Here is a 20,340-nt window from a genome sequence, read left to right on the forward strand (position 1 = left end):
TAATTGTTAGTTATTTTGAATGGCTTCATCAAGCTTTTGAATTAAATCTCGATAGGGTGCGTCATTATATTCATCATTGTGTAGATAGTAATTGACAAGAAACTGAAATTCCCAGTCATTTTCTACTTCAGATTTAAGGGTATAAATAAATTCATGAAATTGCTCTCGATCTGTATTGCGAAATATTCCCAGAGTTTCCTCAACGGTTTTATCAAAGAAATCATTACGGAGTTCTTGTCGATAAGCCAGACTATTTGGGCCATAATTGATGAATCCAGCGTGTTTCTGAAGACTTTGAAAAAAATATTGCATAGACCAAGTACCCGCAACAGCAGAATTATTCTTTGATTTCAGTTCGTGAATATATTCCCAACAGATTTGAGCCGCTTCAGTACAAAGTTCTTGAAAGTTATCAGGCGAGGTTTCTCGGAGCAGACCAATAACTAACAGCCGCCGTGTCATCCCATCTTTAATAATCGTTTTATCACGAGTAAAAATAGATGTCTTTGTCAGTTCAGCATTTAATTTAAAACTATCGTCACTGAAAGGTAACTTAAATCTCCGAACAGCTTCCTTTAATATCCAAGTTCCATTGAGTATAGGAAATATACTCAATTTTTCAATAGATTCGTATAGATGATTATTTTCTTTTGTCAAGCTTTCTTTAATCTGATCTCTACACTTTTTGAGGTTTTTTTCCCATAATTGGTTTCCATAACTGTTTAAAAGCCAGCTAACTGTGTAACAACCATCTCGATAAACTTTTAGTGCTTCAGCGATTCCCCCTGGATGTCCACCAGTTAAATACAATAAGTGTCCTGCTAGTAAAGCAAGACTTTCAGAAGTCATCTCTATAGGCTTGAGATATTTTGTTGCTGTATCCTGAATTACTTCCCAGTTAAAAGGAGAGAGTATTAGTTTAGGAAAAGTCCGATCTAATGGAAGATCGATCAAACAACGAGCTGCTATCACAACTCGAAGTCTCCGCGAATTATCTTTAAAAAACTGTAATTCTTTTAAACATTTTTCAATTCTCCAGGCAAATTCTTTAAAGTCATTAAAAAGTTCATTTAAACGTTGCTTTTGTGGGGCACATCCATCCAGATCGATTAGCAGCACAATACCTTTTTTGCCCTGTGATTGCCATTTAGCCCAATTTCTATGCAATAGTGAACCTAAACGTTCTCCCCAACTTAAATCATGTCCTTCCAGAAGCTTAAGTTGCAGAGAATTTGCTAATCGGTTTTCTAAGTTTTCAATAGTTTCAAAACCAGAGATGGGAGCGTAAGCACAACACCATTGCAATTCTTGAAACCGTCCCAGTATTTGTTTGAGAAATTCTGTTTTTCCATAACCTTCAGGTGCTGTCACCAGACGATAAGGAGGAGAATTAATTGCTGTAATTTCATTAATTGCAGCATCGCGATTAGTAAATGGTATTTTATCCGGCTCAAGCTCTAGAGATTGTTGATTGAGCTGGTTTAATTCTGATTCAGCTTTTTCTATTTCATCGAATTTTTCTTTAAGTTGTCTTTGTAATTTACTTTTATCTACCTCATTAAGCATCCACCCTATTTGATTACTAAGACTTTCAATCTCAGTTTTTAAATTGGCTATTAACTGTTCTAGATAGTTTTTTCGTAAATCTACAGAGCTTTTCATTTTATTTAGGTATTAAATTAATGGTTTATGGTATTAAGTTCGCTTTCTACTCGCTCTAGTTCTTGTAAGATATTATCAATTTGGCGTTGGATGATATTGCGATCGCTCGCACTAAGTGTATAGTTGAGTTGATTGTAAGCCGCCTCATAATCACTACTTAGAACGTCAAAGCGTTGTTGCAAAGTTTTGATTTTGAGTTGTTGAACTCTACTAGGAATATTCTGGATATGCGCACGAGATGAAATAGACAAGCCGATTTCATCCCATGCTTCAATCAATACATCCGCAGGAATCATGAAAGCAGTTTTGATATCTTCTCGCCGCTTCTCTGCCGCTACTGCCATCCCAACCACTCCTACAAGAGTTTCATCCCATATCAGCGCACCACTAAAACCCGGTTCTATTCTGTAGCCGGTGACTTTACTATCTTCCAGTTGCACCCATCCCTTTCCTTGGCAATCTCGCAACACGCCTGTGGCCCAAACGCCATCATTATGTCCGTTAGGAAAACCGAATATGCGGAAAGGATGCTGCCAAATATTGTTAGCTCTTATTAGTTGGATAGCTTGAGTTTCTTTAGGCAACTGCTCTTCTATTTGTAACCCGGCAATATCTTCAGGCTCAGAGGTTGATGCATTGCTAACGACAGGTTGCCAAAAAACAACTTTAGCTTTTAGTTGTTGTCCTGATGCAATTAGGGGGAAATCTAAATAAATATCATTATTAGGAGCTTCAACTATATCCTCTGGTAAAGATAGGGCTGAGGTAACAACATGAGCGCACGTCAGGATGTAATTTCGAGTTCGTCCAGAGACTAAAAAACCTACACCAACTACCGCACCATTGGCATGAAAAATCCGGGCGATCGCTGACCTAAAAGTTTGAATATAATTATCTGTATTCGCTACCATACTATGCCTTGTCTTGCTTCCATTTCAAGGTAATTTCGTAGTTAGCTTCACCACTTACAGAGGTAAAAATTGCACCCGCCGCCGCATTTAATTTAATCCCAAACTTAACCTCTACCTCATTGGCAGGTGTATTAAGCTGACTCAGTTTGGTGATAATTGCTGAAGCGACAGGTTGTATTTGATCTAATACATCTTCAAATTTCTTTTTAGCTTCAACTACCATTTGCCCTGTATCTGGTCTAGCAACACGTACAAGAGCATTGCTATTTTCTGGTTCATCAACTTCAGCTAAAAACTTCGTGCCATCTTTGAGAGAAAACTCTGCGATCTGTTTCTGATTCATAGTGAAACCTGTGATTTGAAACTAATAGTTTAATGTGTTGACCATCAAAAGAGTTGGCAGAAAATTTTGTAATCTTATTCACATTTGATGGTTAACTCGTTAAATACTTCTCCAACAATTCATTACTTTCTCCCATTTCATTCAGCTTTTGCCAATACTCTCCCCACCCATCATTTATTGATTGACAGCTGACTAGAATCTGTCTCATTAATTTTGCGGGGTTGCGAAATCCCCGACTTATTCCAGAAGTCGAGGATCTCGTAGTCCTTATCTATCAGAATTAATAACATCAACTCTAGTAATCCATTAAGCTAACTTTGCCTGCTACGTAGTAAACACTTAAGTGATTAACACAGGACTAAGGTCTTGACTACAAACTGATTTACCCAGCATCTTTGACTTGATAGCCTTATAGAAATTTGTGAAGTTTCTAAATAAACCGACCAACTTCCTGCTGCTTGGGCATTACAGGCTGCTTGACTGTCATGTAATAGATTTAATAATTGTTATATTAGTTATATATGTAGCTTTAGTTCAATTAGTAATTATACTGACTTAGCGAGAAAATTGCTTGAATCTAACTAAGTAGGCAAGAATAATAGAACCTATATTACACAATGTAAATTTAATTAAACTTTCTCGTAGTAACGCTATGTAAAGCCTGAAAATCCTAATACATTCGATCGATGCGCGCCTTATGATTATCGACTCATGCCATGTCCGGCTAGTGCTGGATGCTATGGACGAAGTTTAGGAATCCTTGCAGGAGTTACGAACAAAAATATCCCCGACTTTTTCAAGAAGTCGGGGATTTCAAGCTGTCGAAATGAGAATGAATATGTGTTGAAGAATTAATTGAATTGCTGGTTTTCGGAAGTACCAAGGAAAAATTCCTCGCGAATAGTCTATCAATTTGGAGAACAGTTAGCGCAAAAATCAGGGCTGAATTTGCAGTATTGGCTACCTGTCAATTGGTAAGCTGTACAATAAGGGAAACTTGTAAGTGGAATTTTGGCTGCTTGTAATTTGGAACCATTCGCCAATGTTTCAGTAAGTTTGGTTTTATCAGCCAAAAGGATAGCTAAAATCTTCGGTAACGCTATGCAAGCAACAATATTGAGCAACGTTAGTATTATGCCGTCGATAAAATTCATAGGTAATCATCTCCTGTGAAATATAGGTGATCGCTGTTCTTAGATGCAAACACAATCATTGCTTGCACTCTATGTAAATTAACTTTAACATAAATTTTTGTAAATATAAACGTGGAATTCCTGGAATTATCATACACAGAAGGGAATGTGGATAATAAGGATGGTTATTGTAGCAAAATAACAAAATAAGCTGGAAAATAATCAGTTTAAAATCTTTAAGTAAGGTGTTATGTCAACAACCCAAACCGCGTCTTCTTTTTTATCTAACATCAGCGAGCGAGAACGTGAGGCATTAAAGCGGTTGGTAGATTACACAAATGTGGAATCGCTACCAGAAATTTGGCCTTTGGCAGCTCAAAGATTTGGTGATGTTGTCGCCCTCCGCAATCCTCATGCTAAACCAGAAGTAGCGATTACTTATACCCAGTTGGTAGAGAAAATGCAATTATTTGCTGCTGGGTTACAAGCGTTAGGAGTAAAGGTAGGCGATCGCATTTCCTTAATTGCTGACAACAGTCCTCGCTGGTTCATTGCCGATCAAGGCATCATGACTGCTGGAGGCGTTGATGCGGTGCGTAGTTCTCAAGCCGAAAAAGAAGAACTGTTGTTTATCATCGCCAATAGCGGCAGTACAGCGATCGTCGTTGAAGATTTAAAAACACTTAAAAAACTCCAAGATCGCCTCAAAGATTTACCAATTCAAGTGGTAATCTTACTCTCCGATGAAGCACCACCAACAGACGAAACCCTAAAGGTACTCAACTTTTCGCAGTTTCTCGAAATCGGGAAAAATCATAATTTTGTGCCAGTCAAGCAAAATCGTGACGCTCTGGCAACCCTAATTTATACCTCTGGCACTACGGGTAAACCCAAGGGTGTAATGCTGTCTTATAGTAACTTGATGCACCAAGTAATCAGTTTTGGCACAGTATTGCAACCAAATTCCGGCGATATCGTTCTCAGTATTCTACCTTCGTGGCACAGTTATGAACGAACTGTTGAATATTACCTACTATCTCAAGGTTGTACGCAAGTTTATACCAACTTGCGCTCCGTAAAAGGGGATTTGAGACAATTTAAACCCAATTACATGGTCGGTGTACCCCGCCTGTGGGAGTCGATTTATGAAGGAGTGCAAAAGCAGTTCCGCGAACAACCAGCAAATAAGCAACGCCTAATTAAATTTTTATTGGGCATTAGCGACAAATATATCAAAGCCCAGCGAACTGCTCAGGGATTGGATTTAAATAATCTTCATGCTTCAGCCGCCGAACGATTAACAGCTAAGATCCAAGCATCAGCTTTATTACCCCTCCATGCCTTGGGAGAACGACTGGTTTACGCCAAAGTTCGGGAAGCCACAGGAGGACAAGTTAAGCAGATGATTAGCGGCGGCGGTGCGCTTCCCAGACACATAGATAATTTCTTTGAAATTATTGGCGTCCAGATTTTACAAGGCTATGGCTTGACAGAAACTTCTCCTGTCACCCATGTACGGCGTCCTTGGCGGAATTTGATTGGCGCATCAGGGCTACCACTCCCGGCTACAGAAGCTAAAATCGTCGATCCGGAGACAAAAGCGCCTTTACCAATAGAGAAGCGAGGCTTAGTATTGTTGAGAGGCCCGCAGATTATGCAAGGCTATTATCAAAACCCCGAAGCGACAGCGAAAGCAATTGACGCGGAAGGTTGGTTTGATAGCGGCGATTTGGGTTGGCTGACACCACAAGACGACTTAGTGCTGACTGGCAGGTCTAAGGATACGATTGTATTGACTAACGGGGAAAACATCGAGCCACAGCCGATCGAAGATGCGTGTTTGCGATCGCCATACATCGATCAAATTATGCTCATCGGTCAAGATCGGCGCAGCCTGGGAGCCTTAATTGTCCCCAATGTCGAAGCCTTAGAAAAATGGGCAGCAAGTCAGAATCTAACGCTGGATACGCTGGGCGATCGGATGACTTCCTCAGATAGTCAAAAAATTGACTTGGAGAGTAGAATGATCCAGGATTTATTTCGCCAAGAATTGAATCGGGAAGTCCAAAATCGTCCAGGCTATCGACCGGATGACCGCATCGGAACGTTTAAACTCATCCTGGAACCGTTTTCTATTGAAAATGGCTTGATGACACAAACACTAAAAGTTCGCCGACATGTCGTCACGGAACGCTATCGCGATATTATTGACGGCATGTTTGCCTGATCATTCCACCTGCTAACTGTAAAGAGTGAACGTGAAATATTTATGGATGTCTCCAAATCTAATTTGCTTCTGAAACGCGTCGTTAACGTCAAAGTTATTGTGACTCCCCTGTGGAAAGAGGAAGTACAACAGCAGCTGCAAGCGCAAATTAATCAACTCGACCAGCAACTGCAACAGCTAGACGTTGAAGGACAAAGAGCGATCGCGGCAATTCAAAAGCAGAGTCTGCAACCACCTGGCCCCCAGACCCTCCAACAAATTGACAATATCCAACTCCAAGTCAATCAAAAGAAAAGTGAATTTTTGGAGCAAAAAAATCAGTTGCTGCAAAACCTCCAGCAAGTGCAATTTCTCCAGCAAGATCAGGAAGTCAACCAATTCCAAATGGAAGGCTTTTTCCGAGTAGAAATCGGTGATAACCTGATTAGCAAAATGCAAGTCGAAATCGTTCTGCGCGATGGCGTTGTAGAAGAAATTCGCGGCGACATTTAAATTTGTCATTTGTCATTTGTCATTTGTCCGTTGTCATTTGTTTTGTGACCAATACAATACTTCGACTACGCTCAGTACAAGTGACCAATGACTAATGACAGATGTGATTTAACTTAGTGTGACGGCTCCCAGCCCAACATTCCACCTGGGAGCCAGCCCAAACGATTTGCCACACTGGAGGTGAACTAATAAAAAGCGATCGCCCAAAGGTTGTCATCTCTGCTCGATATTTAACTGTCCCAACTGAATTATTACCCCGCTTGATTTGCGTAATCGTCACTAACGCCTGATTTGGTTGGGGATAAACTACCTCTATCTTTTGCGATCCTCCCACTGCTATCTCCTCAAAGGCATTCAGGGCAAGGGTAGTAGGATTACTGCCTTGGAGAGATGAGTTAAGTTTTTCTAAAGGTATAGTTTGATAATCGGAACGCTCTGAGAAGGCTGCAACTTCCTGAGACTGATGTATTGCTCCCACCTGCTGGGTTTGCCCATCACTAGTCTCAACAATCGGTGCAGATTGCTGGTGCTGGATAATATAAACTCCAGCACCAACCGTAGCAGAGATACCTAATATCACAATCAAAAAGAATTTCAGCTTTGCCGACATAAAAGTAAACAGGAATTTCAAATAGGTTTATTACCAATTTTGAATTCTAGATTGAACTACATCCCATATCCTCTATCCGTGAGAAGCTCGTGTATCTTAAGTAGTGGTTATGAGAAATATTAAATAGCAAGGGAACAGGGAACAGATGTATACTAAGTTTTTTCAAAAATCAAATACAAGTCCTATAGACCTCTAAGCTATATTTAGGTTCCTAGAGTTATTAGTGAATAACCAATGCCCCATGCCCAATGACGCCACTTGCTCCACTTGGTGAGCGAGTCCGGTCTTGTTGTTTCAACAAAGAGGAACTCGCGAACCCGAAGGGGGAGACCCCAAGACCGCAGTGGCTCCCCAATGCCCCATGCCCCATGCCCAACCTAAAATATAAACAGTCTAAAACTCTCCCACCAAGATACAATTCGATCTGATAAAAACTGTTAAAGTCCATAAACCATTGATTTCCAAACCACCCTATGAGCATTCACGAAGTATTTATGCCGGCGCTGAGTTCCACCATGACGGAAGGCAAAATTGTCTCCTGGGTGAAATCGCCAGGGGACAAAGTGGAAAAAGGCGAAACAGTGGTGGTTGTAGAGTCAGATAAGGCAGATATGGATGTAGAAACCTTCTATGAAGGATTTCTTGCCCATATCATAGTTGAAGCTGGTGAAACTGCCCCGGTAGGATCTGCGATCGCCTTTATCGCCGAAACGGAAGCTGAAATTGAACAGGCGAAATCTCAGGCTAATTCTGGTGGCGCGGCTGCTACTCCTACCTCTTCCCCTGAACCAGTTGCTGCCACAGCCTCAGTCCCCACACCTGCCTTAGCGTCTCAAAACGGTTCTAACCACAAAGAAGGAAGGCTTGTAGCTTCACCTCGTGCCCGTAAGTTAGCCAAAGAACTCAAAGTTGATTTGACTACACTCCAAGGTAGTGGCCCCCACGGACGCATTGTCGCCGAAGATGTAGAAGCATTGTCTAATAAAGGCAAGCAACCTGCACCTGCCCCAGTTGCCCCAGCTGCACCTGTACCAACCAGCGCCCCAGTTGCACCCCCAGCACCTCGGACACCAGCACCCGCACCCGTGGTAGCGGCTGTTCCTGGTCAAACCGTACCTTTAACTACCTTCCAAAATGCCGTAGTGCGGAACATGGTAGCCACCATATCCGTGCCCGTCTTCCGTGTAGGTTATACAATTACCACCGATGGATTAGACAAACTTTATAAACAAATTAAATCCAAAGGTGTGACAATGACAGCGCTACTAGCGAAAGCTGTAGCAGTGACATTGCAAAAACACCCATTGTTAAATGCTAGCTACTCAGAGCAGGGTATTGTTTATCATTCTGATATCAACATTTCTGTAGCAGTGGCGATGGATGATGGCGGATTAATTACACCTGTGCTGCAAAATGCAGACACAGTGGATATTTATTCTCTATCGCGTACTTGGAAGTCTTTGGTAGAACGTGCCAGGACAAAACAACTACAGCCCCAAGAATATAACAGTGGTACTTTCACCCTGTCCAATTTGGGGATGTTTGGCGTAGATAAATTTGATGCGATTTTGCCACCTGGACAAGGCTCAATTTTAGCGATCGGGGCATCCCGTCCGCAAGTAGTAGCAACACCCGACGGTTTATTTGGCGTGCGGCAACAAATGCAAGTCAATATTACTTCTGACCATCGCATTATTTACGGTGCCCATGCTGCGGCGTTCTTGCAAGATTTAGCAAAATTGATTGAGACAAATCCTCAGTCTTTGACACTGTAATTTTGAAAAAACACCAAATTTAAATGTTAGCGCTATCAGCGAGCAGCAGTTTTTCGTAGAGTAGCGCTAACAATAAACAATACCTAAATTTAAATTTTTTATGGACAAACTATGTGGCGATATCACGTCTCTACATGAGTTCATGTTCAAAGTGATATCAAAGTGACATACGACAACACCCTAAAATATCTAGTTGAGGAGTATCCAGAAGATTTTATCCGCTACTTACTCGCATCTGAAGCAACGGATATCCAGATTCTCAAAACAGAATTAAATCAAGAACCAATCCGTGCCGATTCTGTAACCTTTTTGCAAACTGCCAATCAAATACTGCATTTAGAGTTTCAAACCTTACCAGCATCCACTCCACCCTTACCACTGCGGATGTTGGACTATTGGGTGCGGCTATATCGACAATACAATTGCGATATCGAGCAGATAGTGATTTTTCTTAAACCGACAACTTCAGAAGCTGTCTTTGTAGATCAATTTACTGCCCACAATACTAGCCACCGTTACCGCGTCATCCGAATTTGGGAACAAGAACCAGAACCTTTATTGTTATCTCCTGGTTTATTACCTCTGGCAACTTTGGCGCGAACGGATTCTCCTCAAAGTCTACTTCAACAGGTAGCAGTTCAGGTGAGTATGATTGAAGAAGAAGCCACCAAACAGAGTATCTCGGTATGTACCCAACTTCTAGCAGGGTTGGTATTCGAGCCAGAACTAATTCGTCAGTTTTTGAGGAGAGAAGATATGAGAGAATCTGCCATTTATCAAGAAATTCTCGAAGAAGGACTTCAAGAAGGGAGACAACGAGGCATTGAACAAGGTATTGAACAAGGTATTGAACAAGGTATTGAACAAGGTATTGAACAAGGAAGACAATCAGAACTAAGGCTAGTGATGCGTCTATTAACTCGTCGGCTTGGTTCAATTAATTCTCAGTTACAATCTCGGTTGCAAGAGTTGTCCTTAGCTCAATTAGAAAACTTGGGTGAAGTATTACTAGATTTCGCCAGTGAGGCTGATTTGATGAATTGGCTTAATACAATAGAAAGTTAGAGTTTGCTTTAAAGCTTTTTACCAGTTACAAAAAAAGTCAAATTTTCGTACCAAGCTCCTTGTTCAGTTGCTTCTGCTTCAGTTTTTTGACTATATTCTGCTTTTAATTGTGCCATTTGCTCTGATGAAACCTGTAACAAGGGGTTTTCTCTAGGATGAAACCATCCACCATTCCATTCTTTAGCTTGCTCTAAATTGCGGTAGAAACCTAGTTGTTGGGTCTTCACTTCAATATTTTGAAAACCAGCTTCTGCAAGCAGATGATGGCATTTTTCGGGTGTACCTGTTGGCTCATTGATGCTTGTCAGCGAAATGCCATGTTTGTCACAGATTTCGATTATAAGTGGCGCTCCACAAGATTCCTCAGAGCAACAAGAAAAACCCACAGTTCCCCCTGGCTTTAGAAAACGATACCATTTACGTAGAGCAGCAGGAATATCTTTAAAATAAACTATTGCTGTAGAGCAAAAAATAACATCGAAACTCTCATCATTGAAGTTGATATACTCAGCGTCGGCTTCAATAAGCTCGATATTTTGTAAACCTAATTCATCAATTTTCTGTTGTGCTTGAGCTAGCATCACTGAAGAAAAATCTACTCCAGTGACTTTTCCTTCGGAACCAATAATTTGTGAAATAGCAATGGCAATGATACCTGTGCCAGTTGCCATATCCAATACTTTTTGTCCCTTTTGCAGTTGAACTAAATCTAGTAGAGGCAGAGCACGATGAATTGTATAATCGTTGTCATAGCTAGTTCTGCTATCGAAGAAATCAATTACTCTTTTCTTATACTGTTGTTCGTATTGGCTATTTTGCATGATATTCTCAATTTTAACTGGACAATTATGAGAATAAATTGTGAGTGAAACTTCTGTCTTCTGAAAACTTGCTTTCAAAATGTTTAAATCTTGCAAAATCCTAAAATTTATATCATTTCTCTATATGCTTTGGGTGTGATTCCTATATGCTTCCGAAAAAGGGTGGTAAAGTTACTTTGGCTAGAACAGCCAACTTGAAGTGCAATTTCGAGAAGAGATAATTGAGTATAAGTGAGTAAGAATTTAGCTCGCTCAATCCGGCATTGAATAACGTATTGATGTGGAGAAAGACCCATTAAACGTTTAAACCAACGACAGAATGAATAAGAATTCATATTCACTAGACTAGCCAATTCTACCAGCGTTAATTCTAGTGCTATGTTGTCATAAATATAATCAATTACCTCCCGTAATTGACGCTTGGAAAGATTAACCTCAAATGCAATTAGTTGCTGTGTTCCAGAATAAGTCTTGAGGAGATGGGCTGCTAGAGCAGTAGCAACTGATTCACCATATAGTTTACCAGATGGACATCCGGCTTCAAGCTCTGCTTTGAGTGCCATTCCCAGATGAAGAATTTGGCGATCGCAGACTCCGCGCTGTGGGATAATTTCAATAGTGCGATAGCTCTCAACAATCAGCTCATCTGCTATTCTCTTAAATAGACTGGAATCAAAAGAAATTAGGAGAAATTTTATTTCCTGGTGCCAACGTGCTTGAGTCGGAATCCCCTTTGGAGTGACATTAACCAAACCTCTCCTCATCTGCGTACTATGTAACCTTCCACCTGCTAGCCGCCAGTCTATTTGACATGAATTACCAAGCCAAATATTAATGCTGTGCTGCTGTAAACAAAGCTCTGGACATTCAAATGCGGGTAAATAATGCTGTTCAAGCACAATCCCGTTCCAGCCATTAGTGCTTGATAAAATAGGAGGTTTGCTGCTCATCGGCACAAGATTTCCGCTTGCCACATGAATGGCTGAGAGTTGTTCAGATTTCATGTTGCCTACTCACTTATGAGCTACTACAAAAAAGATGGTAATCTAATGCGTGACAAAATTACACTATTAATTTATTTTCGCTAGCCCTCTCTGATAGCTCTATTTGTTCAGTCGCACTTAAAACAATCATTTCTTCCTCAGCGTACCTCTGCGCTTACCTCAGCGTCCCTTTGCGTTTAAAAAAATAAAAAAGGTGGGCATTACCCACCCGACAAACTTATCCCTTCACACAAAGAACTTGCTTGAGAGTCGCTACAACCTCAACCAAATCCGCTTGATTTGCCATAACTTGCTCTATCGGCTTATAAGCACCAGGAATCTCATCTAACACACCCTCATCTTTGCGGCATTCTACGCCATTTGTTTGCTCTATTAAATCATCAAGTGTATAGACATTTTTTGCCTTATTTCTAGACATCAAACGCCCTGCACCGTGAGAGCAAGAACAGAAGCTGTGGGCATTACCTTTACCCTTAACAATGAAAGACTTTGCCCCCATCGAACCAGGAATAATCCCATAATCTTCAGTCTGGGCGCGGACTGCACCCTTACGAGTAACGTATACATCCTCGTCAAAATGCACTTCTTTTTCGGCGTAATTATGATGACAATTAACCTGCAATAAAGGTTTAGTTGCTTTCCCACCTGCTAAATGCTTCTCGACAATATGCTTAAAACGCGCCATCATCACATCGCGGTTGACACGCGCATAGTTTTGTGACCATTGCAAATCGTGCCAGTATGCTTTAAATTCTGGCGTTCCAGCGACAAAGTGAGCCAAATCGGGATCAGGCAATTTATTACCTGCCATTTTTGCTAATTCTCTGGCTGTGTGAATATGACACTGGGCGAGTTTATTGCCAATGTTACGCGAACCAGAATGCAGCATCAGCCAAACTTGATTCTCTGTATCAAGGCACACTTCAATAAAGTGATTTCCTCCACCCAGAGAACCCATCTGTTTCATCGCTTTACCTTGTAGGTCTTGCACGCCGCGATGCAAGTCTTTAAAATCATCCCAGTGTTGCCAATTGCTAACAGATTTTTCAACGTCTTTATTTTCGTTGAATCCAGTCGGAATTGCTGCTTCAATATCCAGGCGGATTTTCTTTAGTTTACCTTCTAGTTGTTCGGCGGTAAATGCTGTTTTGATCGCGCTCATACCGCAACCAATATCCACACCGACAGCAGCTGGAATAATTGCCTCTTTGGTTGCAATTACAGAACCCACTAAAGCACCTTTTCCTAAGTGAACGTCTGGCATTAATGCCACGTGCTTAAATACAAATGGTAATGATGCCACATTCTTGGCCATCTTGGTTTCTTCTGGGCCCAAAGAGTGATTTGCCCAAGATAAGACGGGTGCTGGTGTGGTAATTTCTAATTTTTCGTAGGGCATAATTTTTTCTATTTTGGATTTTAAATTTTAGATTTTGGATTTGGTATAGGGCAGTGACACTTATCGGTATGACATATAACCCATTACCTTGTTAGTTGTAGCAATTTATATGTTGTATTGTCTTTCATTTGGCTCCCTGAATTTTCGTGAAGCTGAAGAACTTACTTTTAGGAGTTACGTTTTGTATTATAAATGTAACAAAAAAGATTACAATCGTCAATCTATCACCACAGGGAGAAAGCAAATGTTTTCCCAATGTATTAAAATTTGTAAAGAAAATCACTGTGTTTAAATAATTCCTTAAAGTTCCGACACAATATGGCAGTGCGTCAAGATACAATCTGGGAACGTTTTTTATCCCCTGTAGTGCGTCTTTTGATTGATGAAGATGGGTTACGGCGTTACGCTGATAGTATTGACTGGGAGAAAGAGTGCGATCGCTATCGACGAGATGATGTCATAATTCCGTCGTACTACAGCAGTCAAAACTTTCACGGTATTACTGGCGGATATCTCACTTACGATGCAGCAGTTACTTACGATCCGGTTACTCAATACGTTCTACCGCCTAATGAAGGTATTGTCCGTCAAGCTTTAGTTGATGCCGTCCAGGTAAAACCACGACGCATACTCGATTTAGGTTGCGGTACTGGTTCCACTACTTTAATGTTAAAGCAGGCTTTCCCCGAAGCGGAAGTAATTGGTTTGGATTTATCACCTTATATGCTGGTAAGGGCGGAAGATAAAGCTAGAAATGCTGGCTTGGAGATAGTCTGGCGACACGGAAGTGCTGAAAAAACTGGTTTGAGGGATGCAACATTTGACTTAGTAACAGCTTCTTTGCTATTCCACGAAACACCAGATGCGGTGTCTCTAGCAATTTTACGAGAAAGCTTCCGGTTGCTGGTAACTGGAGGACAAGTATTAATTCTAGATGGAAATCAGAAGACTCTGCGTCAGTTAGAATGGCTCAATGACGTTTTTGAGGAGCCATATATTCGTGAGTATGCTGCTAGTAGTACAGAAGCGAATATGGGTGCAGCCGGATTTGAAGCGGTGCGATCGCAAGATGTATGGTGGATAAATCAGGTAACTAGCGGCATAAAACCGATCGCAACTGAAAATGTTCGTCATTATACTCCCACATCAGTAGATAATAATGATTTGGAGGGACTTGGTTCTCCAGCATTTGGCATAACGGCATGAGTTTAAAGGCAGTTCTCTTTGATTTTAATGGTGTCATTATCAACGATGAGCCAATCCACCTGCAACTGATCGATGAAATTCTCATTCAAGAAAATCTCCAACCCCAAAAGGTGAGTGAGCGTCAAGCTTCTCTTGGACGCACAGATCGCGCTTGTTTTGGGCAACTACTTGCTAATCGTGGTAGAGTAGGCGATGAAAAGTATTTAACTCAGTTGTTGTACCGCAAAGCAGAAGCCTATGTGGTGGAATTAGAGAAAATAGAGAAACTGCCTTTATATCCAGGTGTAGAAGATTTAATATTTCAGGTGCGATCGCGGAATCTGAAATTAGGGTTAGTCAGTGGCGCGATTCGCAAAGAAATAGAACTGGTACTCAATCGCGCCAAACTAGCCCAACATTTTAAAATTATCGTTGCGGGTGATGACATCACCAACAGTAAACCAGAACCCGATGGTTATTTACTGGCCGTGAAACGTCTGAATCAAGAATATCCCGAATTGAATCTTCAACCACACGAGTGTCTGGCGATTGAAGATACACCAGCCGGGATTGCAGCAGCGAAGCGAGCGCAAATGCAAGTTGTAGGTGTAGCGAATACTTACCCATTCCACATGCTCCAGCGCTGCTGTAATTGGACTGTTGATTATCTCAGTGATTTGGAACTCGAACGGGTGCAGAAGGCTTATTCCCAAAAAGAACCTCAACCATCGATAACTGAATGTTAGAATACTATATGGTGATAGTGTATTGAGTTAATGAGTAATATTACTCTTGACTTGACACCGACTAAGGGGAATTAGCTCAGTTGGTAGAGTGCTGCGATCGCACCGCAGAGGCCATCGGTTCGAATCCGTTATTCTCCATTTGTACATTAAATAATTGTTTATTGCCTATAATATTTACCTATAATATCAAGTCCGGCTAATTAGTTATAATTCCTGAATCTATCCAAAAAGCCCAAAAGCTCCTCTCCTCTGCACCCCTGCTGCTCTAATGATAAGTCTTTAACCGGGCATGATATAACCTAGAAGAATATAAAGAATTCACAAAACTCAGTAATTATATATATATACATTTTTGGCGAATCATGTGAAGAGTATGACAAAGATGACTATTTAAGTATGGACATCTAAGTAAGATATTGACTATGTAGTTATTTTGAGATAATTAAAATGTTCTCTATTCTCAACCTAGACACTCACGGAGAATAGTCCACAAGGAGGGCATAAAAATCTTTTTCCCAATCAACAGTTAATTATTAACTATTTTGAGCTAGTAGGACTTAAGCGCTGGTATAAAATCAAATATTGATAAAACAGTAAAAATAGCAAATTTACAACTTAAAATTACTGAAAAAATAAATTTAGGTAGGTAGAAAGTAGTGGCAAATATCAATGGCACTAACGGTAATGATACCCTCAATGGGACAACCAGTGATGACCTGATTAATGGTTTAGCAGGTAACGATAAAATATATGGTAACGGAGGAAACGACACCCTCAACGGTGATACTGGTGACGATTACTTGAGTACTACTAATGATTCATCAGGCGCTAACCTGGTTTTTGGGGGTGATGGTAATGATACTCTTTTTGCCTTTGGCTTTAATGTTGATAGTACCTTCAACGGTGGCAAGGGGAATGACACCTTCTATAATGATGAGTTGGGTAAGGTAAGTAATACTATTAATAACTTGACGATTGGTGGCGGCGGCAAGGATAAATTTGTTTATACTATCGGCGAGAACAGTTATGATACCATTGTCATCGCTGATTTCAGTGGCATTGGTAAAGGTTTAAACCCATCAGCGGCGGTAATTGCCGAATTGGATACCTTGCAATTTACAGGATCTGAGCTATTAACTGCGAGAAATTTACAATTAACTCAAAATGGTAACGACCTAGAAATCAGCTTTGAAGGTGTGGTTGGTGACAAATCTGTGGTTTTGCAAAACTTTGCCTTGGAAAACCTAGATAATTTAGCCCAGGTCGGTAATATCATATTTTATGGACAAACTAGCATTACAGACAGCTTTGATGTCTTTAATGCCAGCTCCACCCAAAACACTATCTTCAATAAAAATACAGTCACTTTTCTTAACGACCTCTCCAATAACGTTGACGGCTTTGACAACTCAGATGATGTCATAAATGGTCAAAAGGGCGATGACATCATTGATGGCTTGAGTGGTAACGATCTTTTGAGAGGTGGTACGGGGAATGACTTGCTTATTGGTGGTGCAGGAAATGATACCCTTTTTTGTGATACAGGCAATGACACCGTCAACGGTGGTGCAGGTGACGATGTTTTGAATGTTAGCGTCTATTCAAAAGGCGATCACTTGTTGTTTGGGGGTGATGGGAATGATTCTCTATTTGCTTCTAATGACTACATCGTCGATAATACCCCAGGGAATGATACTCTCAACGGTGGCAATGGGAATGACACCTTCTATAGTCATTTTGGTGATACTAATTATTCTAATACTGCTATCTTGACGACTGGTGGCAGCGGCAAGGATAAATTTGTTTTCCAGTCGTCTGAGGCGTTGTATCGAAGTGGCAGTATTATTACTATCACCGATTTTGTCAGCATTGGTAAAGGCTTAAACCCATCAGCAGCGGTGATTGCCGAATTGGATACCTTGCAATTTACAGGATATGAGCAATTAGCTGCGAAAAATCTGCTGTTAACTCAAAATGGTAACAATACAGAAATCAGCTTTGAAGGGTTGTTTGGTAGCAAAGTGATCTTGCAAAACTTTGCCCTGGAAAACCTAGACAATCTAGCCCAAGTAGGTAATATTCTATTTGATGGTCAAACTAGCATTACCGACAGCTTTGATGTCTTCAATGCCAACTCCACCCAAAGCAGCATTTTCAATAAAAACACAGTTACCTTCCTTAACGACCTCGACAACAATGTCAACGGCTTTGACAAATCAGATGATGTAATTAATGGTCAGGCGGGTGATGATATCATTGATGGCTTGAGTGGCAACGACTTGCTGCGGGGTGATGCGGGCAATGATACTCTCATTGGTGGTACTGGTGACGACGTTCTATCGGATAATTCCGATTTAACAGGCAATAATTTGCTCTCTGGGGACGATGGCAATGATTATCTCTCTACCACTAGCTCAAATGGCTACTACATATTATATGACTATGTATCTGGCAATAACACCCTTAAGGGTGGTGCTGGTAGCGATACCTTGCTTGCTGACATTTCAAAAGGCAATAATTTGCTCTCTGGGGACGATGGCAATGATTATCTCTCTGCCTCTGGCTACTATAGCTATGAAGGGCCATTTTTTAAAGTTTATGGCAATAATACCCTCAACGGCGGCGCTGGTAACGATTCCTTGATTGTTGATTATTCAGAAGGCGATAACCTGCTGTCTGGAGGTGATGGCAATGATTTGCTCTCTGCCTCTGGCACATCATTAGACTACTCTGGCACAAAAGATACTACCTCTTCTGGCAATAACACCCTCAATGGTGGCGCTGGTAACGATTCCTTGAATATTAACTTTTCATTAGGTGATAATCTGCTGTCTGGGGGCAATGGCAATGATTTTCTCTCTGCATTGATTGCTTTAGGGAATAATACTCTTGATGGTGGCAATGGCAATGACATCCTCACAAGTGGGAAGGGTAATGATACCCTTTATGGAGGAGATGGTAATGATGTCTTTACTTTCAACAGTTACAATGAGGGACTTGATATTCTTTATGACTTCAACGCTACGAATGAACTGATTCAGGTCTCGGCTGCTGGTTTTGGTGGCGGATTATCAACTTCTTCACTTAAGACAAGTCAGTTTACAATCGGAACATCTGCAACAACAAGCAATCAACGATTTATTTATGACTTTATTACAGGTGCATTGTATTTTGACCTTGATGGCAGTGCATCTGGGTTTAGTCAGGTAAAGTTTGCACAACTATCAGCTGGATTGTCAATAACCGAAAACAATTTTGTGGTTGTTTAATCTTTATTAGCGCATTAGCTCTCTGCCATTACTAGGCAGCACAGAATGGTAGCTGCTATTCTAGGCATCTTTTGTGCTGTTTTAAGCACAAATAGCAAATTAATAACTGAAATTACTAAAAAAATCGATTTAGGTAGGTAGAAAGTTATGGCAAATATCAATGGCACTAACGGTAACAATACACTCACTGGGACAACCTCTGATGACCTGATTAATGGTTTAGCAGGTAATGATACCCTAAATGCTGAAGGAGGCAACGACACTCTTTCTGGTGGTTTTGGTAACGATTGGCTTTATACTCTCTCTTCTACTGGGAATAACAGCCTTAGTGGAGATGCAGGGAATGACGTGCTTAATATTTCCGACTCTACTGGCAACAATACGCTTTCAGGCGGAGATGGCAATGACATATTCGGATTAACAGCTTTAAAGGCTAACTCCTCTTCCTTTTTCACAGTAGATGGGGGTACAGGTGACGATACCTTGTTCGGTGGTGATTACGCCGATGCTACTAAAAAAATCACCTCAAGTTTCGATGCCACTACTAACATTGGCTTGATTACGATTGGTATGAGTCAAATTAGCTACAAAAATATCGAACGATTAAATCTCACAGGTACAGTTTATGATGACTATCTAGTAGGTACCAATGGCGACGATTTTTTGTCTGGGGGAGGTAATGGCAATGATACGATTATTGGCAGTGCAGGCAACGATACCTTGGATGATAGAGGGAGTTTCATATCCTCAAGCTCAACAGGGAGTAATCTGCTCTATGGTGGCGCAGGTAACGATTACTTGAATGACTCTGGTGGCTATTACTCAGTCTTAGGTAATAAAACTCTTGATGGTGGCACAGGTGACGATACTTTGAATATTAACGGTTCAAGAGGCGATAACCTCCTCTCTGGGGGCGATGGCAATGATTTTCTCTCCGGCTCTAGCGGCGGTCGCGGCTTCGGAAAAGATTTTTCTAACGCCTATGAAATTTATAACACTGCTGGCAATAACACTCTCAACGGTGGTGTTGGTAACGATACTTTGAATATTGACTATTCAACAGGCGATAATCTGCTTTCTGGGGACGATGGCAATGATTTTCTCTCCTCCATAACCGCTTTAGGGAATAATACCCTTGATGGAGGCAATGGCAATGATACCATTAAAGGTGGCAATGGCAATGATATCTTGACAGGTGGGTCTGGTAATGATGTCACCTATGGAAATAGAGGTACTGATACCTTTGCTTTTAATAGTTACGACAATTTTAGCGTTAACACTATTTATGACTTTAACGCAATTAATGAATTGATTCAGGTATCATCTAGTTTTGGCGGTGGGTTATCATCGGGTTCACTTGAGAAAAGTCAGTTTATCATCGGAACATCTGCAACAACGATCGCTCAACGATTTATCTACAATAGTGCTACAGGTGGACTGTTCTTTGACAAAGATGGTAGTGCGTCTGGGTTTACTCAGGTAAAATTTGCCCAACTATCATCTGGATTGTCACCAACCGAAAACAATTTTGTGGTTGTTTAATCTTTATTGGTGCTTTGCGATCGCTAAACAGCAAGGTTGGCGAGTTGCTATGATTGCTCAATGCAAGTCATTTTGGTAATCCATAGCGATTATTGTACAGATAATATCAAGTTCGGATAATTACTTATAATAAAGGTGGAATCGTTGCAGTGCATA

At 40.9% G+C, this 20,340-nt stretch carries 16 protein-coding genes and 1 tRNA gene; 9 read left to right on the forward strand and 8 right to left on the reverse strand.

The features are described 5' to 3' along the window. Window positions 1–6 precede the first annotated feature (6 nt). The 4 genes from RMY64_RS21870 to RMY64_RS21885 all read right to left on the reverse strand — a co-directional run bounded on the left by RMY64_RS21870 (window position 7) and on the right by RMY64_RS21885 (window position 4,070). Complete coding sequence (locus tag RMY64_RS21870; protein ID WP_322701089.1) at window positions 7–1,662, reverse strand: hypothetical protein; 1,656 nt, start codon at window positions 1,660–1,662, stop codon at window positions 7–9. A 17-nt stretch (window positions 1,663–1,679) separates the two neighbouring features. Next, the gene (locus RMY64_RS21875; protein WP_322701090.1) at window positions 1,680–2,573 is read right to left on the reverse strand and encodes a trypsin-like peptidase domain-containing protein; all 894 of its coding nucleotides are present in this window, start codon (window positions 2,571–2,573) and stop codon (window positions 1,680–1,682) included. Window position 2,574: 1 nt separating this feature from the next. Beyond that, on the reverse strand, window positions 2,575–2,916 hold the full coding sequence (locus RMY64_RS21880) for a CU044_2847 family protein (protein ID WP_094352373.1): 342 nt from the start codon (window positions 2,914–2,916) through the stop codon (window positions 2,575–2,577). A gap of 908 nt (window positions 2,917–3,824) precedes the next feature. Beyond that, window positions 3,825–4,070: a hypothetical protein gene (locus RMY64_RS21885; protein ID WP_322670209.1), complete on the reverse strand. Its 246-nt coding sequence runs from the start codon at window positions 4,068–4,070 to the stop codon at window positions 3,825–3,827. A 229-nt stretch (window positions 4,071–4,299) separates the two neighbouring features. Here RMY64_RS21885 and RMY64_RS21890 point away from each other — a divergent pair, with 229 nt between their 5' ends. Both RMY64_RS21890 and RMY64_RS21895 read left to right on the forward strand, forming a co-directional pair. After that, complete coding sequence (locus RMY64_RS21890) at window positions 4,300–6,276, forward strand: AMP-dependent synthetase/ligase (RefSeq protein ID WP_322701091.1); 1,977 nt, start codon at window positions 4,300–4,302, stop codon at window positions 6,274–6,276. 42 nt (window positions 6,277–6,318) lie between these two features. After that, a complete protein-coding gene (locus tag RMY64_RS21895) occupies window positions 6,319–6,768 on the forward strand; it encodes a YlqD family protein (protein WP_322670207.1) in 450 nt (149 codons plus the stop codon). Between the two features lie 91 nt (window positions 6,769–6,859). Here the strand turns inward: RMY64_RS21895 and RMY64_RS21900 are convergent, their stop codons facing one another. After that, entirely contained in the window at window positions 6,860–7,378 is a 519-nt protein-coding gene (locus tag RMY64_RS21900; protein WP_322670206.1) for a hypothetical protein, read from the reverse strand. A 473-nt stretch (window positions 7,379–7,851) separates the two neighbouring features. Between RMY64_RS21900 and RMY64_RS21905 the strand changes: the two genes are divergently transcribed. Further along, the gene (locus RMY64_RS21905; protein ID WP_322701092.1) at window positions 7,852–9,153 is read left to right on the forward strand and encodes a dihydrolipoamide acetyltransferase family protein; all 1,302 of its coding nucleotides are present in this window, start codon (window positions 7,852–7,854) and stop codon (window positions 9,151–9,153) included. A gap of 162 nt (window positions 9,154–9,315) precedes the next feature. Further along, window positions 9,316–10,218 carry an Rpn family recombination-promoting nuclease/putative transposase gene (locus RMY64_RS21910; protein WP_322670204.1) on the forward strand — a complete coding sequence of 301 codons (903 nt, stop codon included), beginning with the start codon at window positions 9,316–9,318 and terminating at the stop codon, window positions 10,216–10,218. Between the two features lie 8 nt (window positions 10,219–10,226). Here RMY64_RS21910 and RMY64_RS21915 read toward each other — a convergent pair whose 3' ends face one another. The 3 genes from RMY64_RS21915 to RMY64_RS21925 form a co-directional block, all read right to left on the reverse strand. After that, entirely contained in the window at window positions 10,227–11,039 is an 813-nt protein-coding gene (locus RMY64_RS21915; protein WP_322670203.1) for a class I SAM-dependent methyltransferase, read from the reverse strand. A 107-nt stretch (window positions 11,040–11,146) separates the two neighbouring features. After that, a complete protein-coding gene (locus tag RMY64_RS21920) occupies window positions 11,147–12,043 on the reverse strand; it encodes an AraC family transcriptional regulator (RefSeq protein WP_322670202.1) in 897 nt (298 codons plus the stop codon). 217 nt (window positions 12,044–12,260) lie between these two features. Then, complete coding sequence (locus RMY64_RS21925; RefSeq protein ID WP_322670201.1) at window positions 12,261–13,442, reverse strand: RtcB family protein; 1,182 nt, start codon at window positions 13,440–13,442, stop codon at window positions 12,261–12,263. A 318-nt stretch (window positions 13,443–13,760) separates the two neighbouring features. On the opposite strand from RMY64_RS21925, the gene RMY64_RS21930 reads away from it, so the two are divergent. From RMY64_RS21930 to RMY64_RS21950, 5 genes are all read left to right on the forward strand, one after another. Further along, a complete protein-coding gene (locus tag RMY64_RS21930; protein WP_322701093.1) occupies window positions 13,761–14,648 on the forward strand; it encodes a class I SAM-dependent methyltransferase in 888 nt (295 codons plus the stop codon). Continuing rightward, window positions 14,645–15,373 (forward strand): HAD family phosphatase, encoded by a 729-nt coding sequence (locus RMY64_RS21935; RefSeq protein WP_322670199.1) that lies wholly within the window; start codon window positions 14,645–14,647, stop codon window positions 15,371–15,373. The genes RMY64_RS21930 and RMY64_RS21935 overlap by 4 nt, the downstream gene beginning before the upstream one ends. 65 nt (window positions 15,374–15,438) lie before the next feature. Beyond that, window positions 15,439–15,511, forward strand: a tRNA-Ala gene (locus tag RMY64_RS21940). Window positions 15,512–16,029: 518 nt separating this feature from the next. Further along, entirely contained in the window at window positions 16,030–18,642 is a 2,613-nt protein-coding gene (locus tag RMY64_RS21945) for a calcium-binding protein (protein WP_322701094.1), read from the forward strand. Window positions 18,643–18,789: 147 nt separating this feature from the next. Continuing rightward, on the forward strand, window positions 18,790–20,184 hold the full coding sequence (locus RMY64_RS21950; protein WP_322701095.1) for a calcium-binding protein: 1,395 nt from the start codon (window positions 18,790–18,792) through the stop codon (window positions 20,182–20,184). The last annotated feature ends 156 nt before the right edge of the window (window positions 20,185–20,340 follow it).

Origin of the sequence: Nostoc sp. DedQUE08 (assembly GCF_034530895.1) — a bacterium.
Lineage (GTDB): Bacteria > Cyanobacteriota > Cyanobacteriia > Cyanobacteriales > Nostocaceae > Nostoc.